Raw genomic sequence first — 10110 nt, 5'->3', positions numbered from 1 at the left:
AGGCCCCGCGGGGCCTCGGCGTTACGTCGCCCTCATACACGATCTTCCAGATGCGGCCGTTGGAGCGTTCGTGCCCGTCGATCCGGGTGTGGTGACACTGGCTCGTGTCGTACCAGTCGATCACGTAGACGTTGCCGTCCGGACCGCTCCGCAGGTAGAGCATCTGGCTGGCGAGGTCGTCCGTCAGGCAGAAGTCCGGCAACCGGTCGCCGACGAACCCGCTGCCGGACGGCGTGAGGGAGTCGGCGTTCAGCCGGGCCCCGTGGATGTTGTTCATCAGCAGGGCCCCGGCGTACTCCCGCGGCCAGGCGTCGCCCTGATAGATCATCGCCCCGGCGTGGGCGTGGCCGCCGCCGTAGTCGAGACTGGCGCTCTGATCCTCCTTCGTCCACTGGTGCCCGACGAAGTGCCGGTGCTTGGCGATGGTGGGGATGTCCTCGTAGACGTGCGGATCGAAGTGCCGCCCGGCCTGCCGGAAGTAGCGGGCGCCGGGGATCACGTGGAACAGGTGCGGGATCACGCAGCAGGTCAGGAAGCTCTGTCCGTGCTGGTCGAAGTCGACGCCCCACGGGTTGCTGGTGCCGTGGGCGAAGACCTCGAACGCCCGGCTCGTCGGGTGATACCGCCAGATGCCGGCGTTGATCGGCACCCGCTGGTCGTCGGGCGTGCCCGGCGGACCAACGCGGGAGTGCGTGAACACCCCGTGGCAGCCGTACAGCCAGCCGTCCGGGCCCCAGATGAAGGAGTTCAGCGTCTCGTGCGTGTCCTCGTAATGCCAACCGTCGAGCAACACCTCCGGCTCGCCGTCCGGCACGTCGTCGCCGTCGGCGTCCGCGAAGAACAGCAGTTCCGGGGCCTGCCCGACGAACACGCCGCCGAAGCCGACCTCCAGCCCGCTGACCAGGTTCAACCCGTCGGCGAACACCTTGCGGGTGTCGTGCCGGCCGTCGCCGTCGACGTCTTCGAAGATGAGGATGCGGTCCTTCCCCTCGCCCGGCTTCCGCTTGATCGGGTAGCTGTGCCCCTCGGCGACCCAGAGCCGGCCGCGGTGGTCGATCGCCATCGCGATCGGCTGCGTCACGTCCGGTTCCGCGGCGAACGGGACGACCTTGAAGCCCTCCGGCAACCGCATCACCGAGGCGGCCTGCTCCGCCGGCAGTCCGGCGTAGGGAAAGTCCGCCGCCGGCGCCGCGGCGACCCCGGCGAGCAGCGAGAGAACGGCCGCCGGGACGGCGGAGAAACGAAGCGACGACATGGCGGCGACAGTGGAAGGAAGCGGCGGCCGGCAGGGTAAGCTGACGCGTCAGTCAGGAACAGCATCCGCCGATCCATCCGCCCCGGGAGCTCACGGCATCCGGCGTCACGCGGAGGCTCGGCGCCGCCTCGTCGACGTCACGCCGCCCGCGTTCGATCCATCGCCCGCCGGCACGCGGCGGCACGCCGGAGAAACGGAACGCTCAGCCGCCCGGCGGGGGTTCGACCGCGGCGACGTAGGTGAACGGAAACGTCGGACCGACGCCGGGGATGTTGCGGCCGCGGATCGTGAAGGCCGTCGCGGTCCGCGGGAGGCAGAAGTAGAGATCGCCGGAGTCGGTCTCCCGGCAGCAGGGCAGGACGCGGCCGTCGGCGAGGACCTCGACGCTCCAGCCGGTCACGTCCGTGGCGGCGTTCAGAGCCACGGAGTCGCGGAAGGGCGAGGCGTCCCCGCCGTCGGCGACGGTCGAGAAGAACGCGACCCGGGCCTTGGTGAACGCCACCTGCTTCTCGCCGTAGAGCTGCGGGTTCGCCTCCAGCCAGGCCTTCACCTCCGGCCGCTCCCGCAGGGCCGCAACCCGCACCAGCCGACCGGCGTCGCCGGGCCGGACCGTGACCAGGATCGCCTCGTTCGGCAGGTCCGCGGGGGCGTCTGCGGCCGGGGCGTTCCCGCCGTCCGGAGGCTCGTCGTTACTCGTGGCGCGATCGACCATTCCCCCGGCGTCCGCCGCCGGAGTCCCGGCCCCGCCGGCGGAGCCGCCGACGCCGTTGAGACGCACCTCGAGGATCGGGCTGACGAACGGCACCCCCGATTCCACCGTGCGCAACGCCTGCTGACTGACCGGGTCGGGGGGCAGGAAGTAGGCCGGCGGCGCCGCCTCGGCGGCGACCAGCTCTGCCGACACCGCCGTCGCCCCGCCACCGGCCAGCCGTTCGTACATCACCCAGCCGGCGCCCCCGATCCCGCCGAACAGGACGAGCAGCACGAGGCCCGCCAACACCGGGTTCCCCCGCTTCCCCCGCCGTCGGCCGCGGCGGGAACGAACCGGCTTCGCAACCGCCGCCGGTCCGACGGCGGCGTTGGCAGTGTTGGCGGCAGCCGGCTCGTCGTCCGCCGATTCGAAGGTGACTGGCGCCGCTTCGTCGTCCGCCGCCTCGAACGTCACCCCGCCGCCGGCCGCCGCCGCGGCGGGAGCGGGCTCGGGCACGTCCACCCGGCGTTCGGGGGCGGACTGCTGAACCGCCGCCTCCACCGCCTCCTGGTCAAGCGGGGCGCCGACCGGGATGAAGCCCAGCGGGTCGTCCGCTTCCGCGACGGCCCCGCCGGGGATGCGGATCTCTTTCTCGCAATGCGGGCAGTCGCCGAGGGCCCCGGCGGCGTCGTGCGGGGCGCGCAGCACGGCCCGGCAGTGGGGACAGGCGAACTCGATCGGGGCGGGACGGGCGATCGGTCGCGGGGCGCTGAGCGGGACGGGGCAAACCGCAGAATTGCGGGGGCGATGCGGCGGCGGCGGCGACGCCGAAGGGTGCCGCCGCGGGGGCAGTTTCGCAAACGGATCGGTCCGCCCCCCGCCCCCGTATGTCGGACGTCCGGGCGGCGGACCGCCAGCCGGGGCTGGGATCGGGTGTCAATCGGCGCGGCGGCGGCAGGCGGCGTCCGCGGGACGGTCGGCCGCGGCGGGATTCGATCTAGGATAGAACCCGGCCCTCGCCGCTCCGCCGCCGTTCGTCCCGTTCCGCCCTGATGCAGCCCCGCCGCGACGTTTTCCCCCACGTTCTGGAACTCAACAATCAAGCCGGCCGCCGGCTGGGTTGCGCCGTCTACGTGGTGCACGACGGGGCCGACTGGCTGATGATCGACGTCGGCTACGAGGACACGGTCGCGGAGGTGATCGACATCGTCCGGTCGGTCGACCTGCCGCTGGCGAACTGCCGCTACCTCGTCGCCACTCACGCCGACGCCGACCACGTGCAGGGCCTCGCCGCCGCCAAGGCCCTGCTGCCGAACGCCGAGGTCGTCGGTCACCCCCGCACCAAAGCGGTGCTGGAGCAGAACGACCGCATCACCAGCTACGCGCTGATCCCCGCCCAGGGCATCGACGAACCGATGCCGGAGGTGGCCTTCGACCGCACGATCGACGAGGGCGACACGTTGCAGGTCGGCTCCCAAACCCTGACGGTCTGGAGCACCCCCGGGCACACGGACGGGCAGCTCTCCTTTCGCATGAACGACCTGCTGTTCAGCGGCGACAACATCTACCGGGACGGCGGGGTCGGCAACATCGACGCCCACCACGGCAGCGAACTACCGGCCTTCATCCGCAGCCTCGAACGCATCCGCGACTGCGACGCGCAGTGGCTCCTGCCCAGCCACGGCCCGATCTTCCGCAACGACCCGGCGGTGTTGCAGGGGGCGATTGACCGGCTGAAGGGCTACCTGCATCTCTCCGACTTCGGCACCTGCGCGGTCGATTGGCCGTTGCTGGAGGAGTGGGACGACGAACTCGCCCGCGGTTTCGACCCGGAGCGGGCCAAGTAACGGTCAGCCGTCGGCGGGGGCCGCCGCGAAGGCGTGCTCGTAGCCGGCCTTCCGGAACGACATCGGTTTCCCGTCCGCCCCCCGCACCGTCACGCCGCGTCCGACCGCGACCGTCCCGACGCGGGTCAGCCCGCAGGCGATCGGCGGGGTCGCCAGCAGTCGGTCCGCGTCCTCCTTCGACACGGCGACGAGCAACTCGAAGTCTTCGCCGTCCGTCAGCCCCGCCGTCGCTCCGTCGGCCCCGTCGGCGAGGGGCACGGCGGCGGCCTCCAGCGTTGCCGACACGCCGGAGGCGTCGCAGAGCCGGCCGCAGTCCGCCAGCAGGCCGTCGGAGAGGTCGAGCATCGCGTGCAGCTCCGCCGCGGCGGCGAGCGCCCGCGCCTCCGCGACGCGGGGCGTGAACGTGAAATGCCGACCGGTGGGAAAGCTGCCGCCGAGACGCCCGGTGACCAGCAACGCATCGCCCGCCCGGGCCCCGGAGCGGCGAACCTCCCGGTCGCAGGTTCCGACGATCGTCACGCAGACGCTCGTCGGCCCGTCGTGGACGGCGGTGTCCCCGCCGGCGAGCGTGACGTCGAACTCCTCCGCCAACGCCGTCAAACCCTGCATGACCGACTCCGCGTACCGGTAGCCGCGCCGGCGGTCGACCAGCAGGCCCACGAACGCCGCAACCGGCGTCGCCGCCATCGCCGCGCAATCCGACAGATTCACCGCCAGCGCCTTGCGGCCGATCAACTCCGGCGGCGTGTCCGGGGTGAAGTGGGTTCCCTCGGCGATCAAATCGCAGCAGACGACCGGCCGGCCCGTCAGGCGGAGGACCGCCGCGTCGTCGCCGATGCCCAGCGGAACCCGCGGGTCCGGCCGGGCAGCGGCGGCGAGGGCGCGGATCAGGTCGAACTCGGCGGGCATCGCCGCACCCTAACGCAGGCACAGCCGGGGGACCCGCGTCCCCCGACTGTGCGGTTCGAACCTGCGATGTGAACCTGCGGTCGCCTCACCGGCCGACCGGTCGGTCAGTCGTCTTCGAGGATCGTGCTGATCGCCACGGGGGCGTTCACCCGTTCGTAGCCGATCGCCCGCACGACCTCCAGCACTTCGCTCCAGGTCGGGAACTGCCGACCGGCGAGGCGCTTGTACTCGTCCATCGCCCGCATGAAGTCGACCTCGTCGCCGCTGTAGTCGCGTTCGCAGGTCGTCGGGTCGATCTGCTTGCGACGTTCGACGACGCGTCGTTCGACGACCGGCGGGGGGGCGTCTTCGGCGAGGGCCTGCCGGCGGGCGTAGGAGCGACGCTCCACCTTGGCGAGGCGGTTCACGTGCGAGGTCCGCTTCTTGGCGGGGGCCTTCGGATTCAACGTCGAGGTCATCGGGACGGTCTCTTGAAGGGAGGGGAGCCGAGTCCGTCCGGCTGCGGCGCTCTCGCCGCCCCAACTTCATCGGTCCCCAACCACCGCCCACCTGACCGTTCGGGCAAGAAGTTCCGGCTGACGAGCCGGCGCGGGTGCGGTCGTGCCGGCCGGTCCGGTTCTGCCTGCGGCTCGTGCGGGTCCTGCCGACGGGGCGGTCAGTACGACCGCCGCGGCGGGGGGAGGGCTTCCGCGAACAGCGTCGCGACCGTCTCGGCGCCGGCCCGAAACGGCTGCACGCCGTCCCGCACCTCGTCCCGCCACGTCCGATTCGGGTCCGGCAACACCGCCCAAGCCCGCACCAGACGGTCTGTCGAGAACAGGTCCCCCGGCAGCAGGTCGTCCCGCAGGGCGATCGCCCGCTCCGGCGACAGCCGCGGCGAGGCCGGCGCCGGCTCGACGATCTCCGCGACGGCCGCCGGAGCCGGAGCGAGCGGGACCGACGCCGGCTCGCCCGGCGGGAGAACCGGCGCCGGGGCGGGACGCGGCGACGGGGCGGGACGCGGCGACGGGGCGGGTTCGGCAGGGCCCGGATCGGCCGCGGCGACGACGGGGGCGTCCCCCTCGCCGGGGTTCGTCCAGAGGACCGACGAACCGATCAGCAGTCCCGCCGCGAGGGTCGCCCAGGCCGCCTGCCGCCAGCGGCGGGGGGCGGCGACGCCGGCCGGCGGTTCGGCGCGTCGCTCCGCCCGCCACTGCCGCAGGACCGCGGGGGCGAAGTCCGGCACGTCGGCGTCCGTCCGCCACGCCGGCAGGGCTTCGGCGAGCGGGGGCGGGAGTGGGTCCCTTTCGAGAATGGAGTCAGACACGGGCGGGCTCCCGGGACGGGGCGGGGGCGGGGAGGGCGGATCGTTGATCGGGCTCGACGCCGCGGCGGGCGAGGGCCTCGGCGAGTTGCTTCCGGGCTCGGTGCAGCCAGGTTTTGACGGTGCCGTCCGGCCGTCCCAGAGCCTCGCCGACCTCCTGCAGGCTCAGTTCTTCGTAGTGGAACAGCACGAACGCGGCGCGGTGATCGTCCCGCAGTCCGTCGACCGCCCGCTGCAACTCCTCGGCGAGGTCGGCGTCGGTCAGCGGGACGGACCGGTCGGCCGGATCGAGGTCGCCGGGCAGCAGCGCCTGTTTCCGGCTGCGCCGGCTCAACGCGGTGCGGCATCGGTTGACGGTGATCGTCATCAGCCAGGGCCGAAGCGGACGGGACGCGTCCCAGCGGTCAAGGTGACGGAACAGACGGAGGAACGCCTCCTGCGTCACGTCCTCGGCGTCCTCCCGACGGCCCAGCATTCGCAGACAGACCCCGTACACTGCCCGCTGATACCGACGCACCAGCGCGGCGGCGGCGGAGTCGTCGCCGCCGAGGACTCGGCGGGCGAGGGCGGCGTCCGATTCGTCGCTCATGCGGTTTCGGGGCGGGAGGCCGAACGGGCGTCCGGTCGGCAGGCTGTACCGCCCGGCGGGCGCCAGGGTTTCGCCGCCGCCCGAAAAATCTTCGCCGGCGAGCCGCCCCGACGCGCGGACCGGCTCGCCGCGACCGTTACTTCTGCAGACACTCGCGCGTCGTGGAGCGGGCGAGCCGCCAGGCCGCCTTGATCGTGAAGGCCCGGCTTTCGATCTGCTCCTCGGTGTAGTACTTGCCGGACTCGCTCCGGGGCAGACCGGCGAGGGCCAGGGTCAACGGGAGCAGATCGAGGAACTCCCGGTAACGGCGCTTCAAATCCTCGGGATTGCCGCCGGAGGGCTGCACGGGATTGGCGGGGGGAGCGGCCATCGGAGCGGGCGTGGTTCGAGCGGGAAGAACGGAAGACCCCGCGAGTATGCGAACCGGGCGAACGCCTCACAAACCCCCGACGGACGGCGTCGCAGCACGCCCGGCTCAGTCGCGCTTGGGCGGGGGCGGCAACTTGACCGGCGGGGCGGAAACCTTCGACCCGTCCGGACTCTCCGGCGGCGGCGTGGCCCCCTGGGGCGGCCCGCCCTGCGGCGGGTACTGCCCGTATTGCGGCGGGTAGCCCGGGTACTGCGGCGGGTAACCCGGCTGAGCGTAGGGATTGTAGCCCGGCGGCGGGTACTGCGGCGGATAGCCGTAGCCCGGCGGCGGGTAGCCCTGCTGGGTCGGAATCATCGCCGTGTCGTTCGGATTGGGGCCGGGAATCGGACCCCCGCCCTGCCCCGGGCCGCCCTCGCCGGCCGGGTTGACCGGCAATTCGTAGGAGGTGTCGGCGCCGTCGGCCGGCAGGGACATCTCCTCCGAAGGCACGACCTCGGCCGCTTCCTGTTCGTCGGCGACCTCCTTCAGGTCCACCTCGAAGGTCAACTTGCCCACGGTCACACGATCGCCGGCCGCCAGCGTGCGCTCCCCGCTGAGTCGTTCGCCGTTGACCAGCGTGCCGTTCGTGCTGCCGAGGTCCCGCAGCCGGACGGTGTAATCGTCCATGTGGAAGACGCAGTGGTGACGGCTCACCAGGTCGCTGCTGGGCCGCAGATTGCAGTCCTGCTCCCGCCCGATCAGGAATCGGCCGCGGTTGAGGACGATTCGCTTGCCCTCATGCTTGCCCCCACGGACGACGAGCTGGGCGGACAGCATGTTCGGCCTATCAGTTTTGAGTTGCAGTCGTTGGCTCGTCGGAGCGACTCGACCCGTTGAAATCTAAAGACGGTCATGGAAGCCGTCAACAAGATCCGGCGGACCGGTCAGTCCGCCGGGCAGGTTCCGACGAGTAATCGGCCGAAGCGGACCGCCGCGTCCCGCACGACCGTTTCAGCCTGCCCAGCCGTGAGCCCCGCGAGTTCCCGCAGGCCGGGGGCGTCCGGGGCGTGAGGCGAGGTCGCCACGAGCAACGACCCGTGTTGCAACACGGCCCCCTTCCGCCGCCGCTGGGCGCTGCCGACGATCTTCCGCACGGCGCCGTCGGCGGCCGTCGTCACCACGTCCCGGGGATCGGACCGCAGAAAGCAGAGCGTCGGCTCCGGCCCGTCGCCCGCCCCCTTCCCCCGGAGCCGGGCCGTCACCCCGACGGCGGCGAGGGCCGCGATCAGTTCGGCGTGAACTGCTTCGTAAAATTGCTCCGGCCGCGCGGCGAGGCGGTGCCCCCGCGGCACCGCGAGGGCGTAGGTCCATTCATGGTGGTGCACGATCGCACCCCCGCCGGAGAGCCGCCGCACCCGCGGCAGGTCCGGCAGCGTCGCCTCGTCCAGGTCCGTTCCTTTTTGAAAGTGCCCCAGCGACAACGTCGGCTCGCTCCAGCGATACCAGCGGCCGCCGGCCGTGCCGGCCGCGGCGGCGTCCAGCAGGGCCGCGTCGGCGGCCATGTTCGCCTCGCCGGAGCGGGGCTCCGGTTCGATGGGAACCGCGTTCACCCCGAGACCGCCACGTCCTCGACCGGCACGGTCCCGCAGCCCTTCGCCACGCCGCAGAGCACCGGGTTCCGCGCGGCCTTCACCTCGTCCGGTCGGCGGACGGGGGTGGTGTGGGGGGCGGTACGCACCGTCTCGGCGTCTTCCTCGGTGAGAATGTCCCGCACGATCTGGGCGAAGCGGTCCAGCGTCGCCTTCGATTCCGTCTCGGTCGGCTCGATCATCAGGGCCTCCGGTACGTCCAGCGGGAAGTAGACCGTCGGGGCGTGCACGCCGTGGTCGAGCAATCGCTTGCCGACGTCCATCGCGGAGATCTGCCGGTTCTTCTTGCTCTTCGAGGCGCTGGCGACGAACTCGTGCATGCAGGGGGCCGGGTGGGGGATCTCGAGCACGTCCTCCAGCTTTTTCCGGAGGTAATTGGCGTTGAGGACCGCCCGCTCCGACACCTCCCGCAGACCGCTCGCCCCGAGGGTGCGGAGGTAGAAGTAACCCCGCAACAGGATGCCCACGTTGCCGAAGTGGCTTCGCACCCGGCCGATGCTCTTGGAGGGCGTATCGAGGGCGAACTCCGGCCGCTGCGTCGTGCCGCCGACCTTCTTAACCACCGGACCGGGCAGGTAGGGGCCGAGGAAGTCCCGCACCGCGATCGGCCCCGCCCCCGGACCGCCGCCGCCGTGGGGGCCGGTGAAGGTCTTGTGCACGTTGAAGTGCATCATGTCCCCGCCGAAGTCCCCCGGCCGGGCGAGGCCGAGGATCGCGTTCATGTTCGCCCCGTCGATGTAGACCAGCCCGCCGGCGTCGTGCACCAGCTGGGTGGCGGCTTCGATGTCGCGCTCGAACAGGCCGAGGGTGTTCGGGTTCGTGATCATGAACACGGCGGTGTCGTCGCCGACCTTCGCCGCCAGCTCCTTCAGGTCCGTCAGCCCGTCCTTCGTCGGCTTGAGCTGCACCGGGTCGAACCCGGCGAGGGCGGCGCTGGCGGGATTCGTGCCGTGGGCGCTGCTGGGGAAGATCACCTTCCGCCGCTGCGTCCCCTCGCCCCTGTCGCGGAAGTAAGCGTGGGCGACCAGCAGGGCCGTCAGCTCGCCCTGGGCGCCGGCGGCCGGTTGCAGGCTCACGGCCGGCAGCCCGCTGATCTCCGCCAGCATCCCCTGCAATTCGTGCAGGATCTGCAGCATCCCCTGCAAATCCGCCTCGTCCCGGTAGGGGTGCAGATCGACGAGCCCCGGCAGCCCCGCGAGGCGTTCGTGCCGTTTGGGGTTGTACTTCATCGTACAACTGCCCAGCGGGTAGAAGTGCGTGTCCACGCTCATGTTGAGCGTCGAAAGGTTCGTGAAGTGCCGGATGACGTCCGGCTCCGTCACCTCGGGCAGCTCCGGCGGGGCGTCGGCGAGGGCGTCGGCGGGCAGCACGTCCGCGGGGGCGCGGTCGGGGACGTCCGGCTGCGGGAACCGGGCGGCCCGATGGCCGGGGCGGGAAAGCTGGGTCAGCGGGCGGGTGGCGTGGGCGTTCCGCATGGGAGGCCGGAGGGTCCGCTCTGCGGACCGTTTCTTTCGGGTG

Annotated in this window: 11 protein-coding genes; 1 reads left to right on the top strand and 10 read right to left on the bottom strand. The window is 72.0% G+C overall.

The window, feature by feature from the left end; all coding sequences use genetic code 11:
- On the bottom strand, nucleotides 1-1255 hold a 1255-nt coding region (locus ACG2DA_RS09510; RefSeq protein ID WP_395255349.1), incomplete at its 3' end, for a PVC-type heme-binding CxxCH protein.
- 202 nt (nucleotides 1256-1457) lie between these two features.
- Nucleotides 1458-2654 carry a hypothetical protein gene (locus ACG2DA_RS09505; protein WP_395255348.1) on the bottom strand — a complete coding sequence of 399 codons (1197 nt, stop codon included), beginning with the start codon at nucleotides 2652-2654 and terminating at the stop codon, nucleotides 1458-1460.
- A 344-nt stretch (nucleotides 2655-2998) separates the two neighbouring features.
- On the opposite strand from ACG2DA_RS09505, the gene ACG2DA_RS09500 reads away from it, so the two are divergent.
- Complete coding sequence (locus ACG2DA_RS09500) at nucleotides 2999-3793, top strand: MBL fold metallo-hydrolase (RefSeq protein WP_395255347.1); 795 nt, start codon at nucleotides 2999-3001, stop codon at nucleotides 3791-3793.
- Nucleotides 3794-3796: 3 nt separating this feature from the next.
- Here the strand turns inward: ACG2DA_RS09500 and ACG2DA_RS09495 are convergent, their stop codons facing one another.
- The 8 genes from ACG2DA_RS09495 to gcvPB all read right to left on the bottom strand — a co-directional run bounded on the left by ACG2DA_RS09495 (nucleotide 3797) and on the right by gcvPB (nucleotide 10067).
- Nucleotides 3797-4702, bottom strand: a complete 906-nt coding sequence (locus tag ACG2DA_RS09495; protein ID WP_395255346.1) for a thiamine-monophosphate kinase — start codon at nucleotides 4700-4702, stop codon at nucleotides 3797-3799.
- Nucleotides 4703-4806: 104 nt separating this feature from the next.
- Nucleotides 4807-5160, bottom strand: a complete 354-nt coding sequence (locus ACG2DA_RS09490; protein WP_395255345.1) for a hypothetical protein — start codon at nucleotides 5158-5160, stop codon at nucleotides 4807-4809.
- A gap of 197 nt (nucleotides 5161-5357) precedes the next feature.
- Entirely contained in the window at nucleotides 5358-6008 is a 651-nt protein-coding gene (locus tag ACG2DA_RS09485; protein ID WP_395255344.1) for a hypothetical protein, read from the bottom strand.
- The gene (locus tag ACG2DA_RS09480; RefSeq protein ID WP_395255343.1) at nucleotides 6001-6594 is read right to left on the bottom strand and encodes an RNA polymerase sigma factor; all 594 of its coding nucleotides are present in this window, start codon (nucleotides 6592-6594) and stop codon (nucleotides 6001-6003) included. The genes ACG2DA_RS09485 and ACG2DA_RS09480 overlap by 8 nt, the downstream gene beginning before the upstream one ends.
- Nucleotides 6595-6730: 136 nt before the next feature.
- Nucleotides 6731-6964 carry a hypothetical protein gene (locus ACG2DA_RS09475; protein WP_395255342.1) on the bottom strand — a complete coding sequence of 78 codons (234 nt, stop codon included), beginning with the start codon at nucleotides 6962-6964 and terminating at the stop codon, nucleotides 6731-6733.
- A gap of 105 nt (nucleotides 6965-7069) precedes the next feature.
- The gene (locus ACG2DA_RS09470; RefSeq protein WP_395255341.1) at nucleotides 7070-7780 is read right to left on the bottom strand and encodes an FHA domain-containing protein; all 711 of its coding nucleotides are present in this window, start codon (nucleotides 7778-7780) and stop codon (nucleotides 7070-7072) included.
- A gap of 107 nt (nucleotides 7781-7887) precedes the next feature.
- Entirely contained in the window at nucleotides 7888-8553 is a 666-nt protein-coding gene (locus ACG2DA_RS09465; RefSeq protein ID WP_395255340.1) for a biotin/lipoate A/B protein ligase family protein, read from the bottom strand.
- Nucleotides 8550-10067 carry an aminomethyl-transferring glycine dehydrogenase subunit GcvPB gene (gene gcvPB / locus ACG2DA_RS09460; protein WP_395255339.1) on the bottom strand — a complete coding sequence of 506 codons (1518 nt, stop codon included), beginning with the start codon at nucleotides 10065-10067 and terminating at the stop codon, nucleotides 8550-8552. The genes ACG2DA_RS09465 and gcvPB overlap by 4 nt, the downstream gene beginning before the upstream one ends.
- Nucleotides 10068-10110 lie beyond the last annotated feature (43 nt).

The sequence above is a fragment of the Alienimonas sp. DA493 genome (assembly GCF_043951915.1).
Classification (GTDB): Bacteria; Planctomycetota; Planctomycetia; order Planctomycetales; family Planctomycetaceae; genus Alienimonas.
The sequence above is the reverse complement of the archived record's forward strand: the minus strand, read 5'-3'. Positions and strand labels throughout refer to the sequence as shown.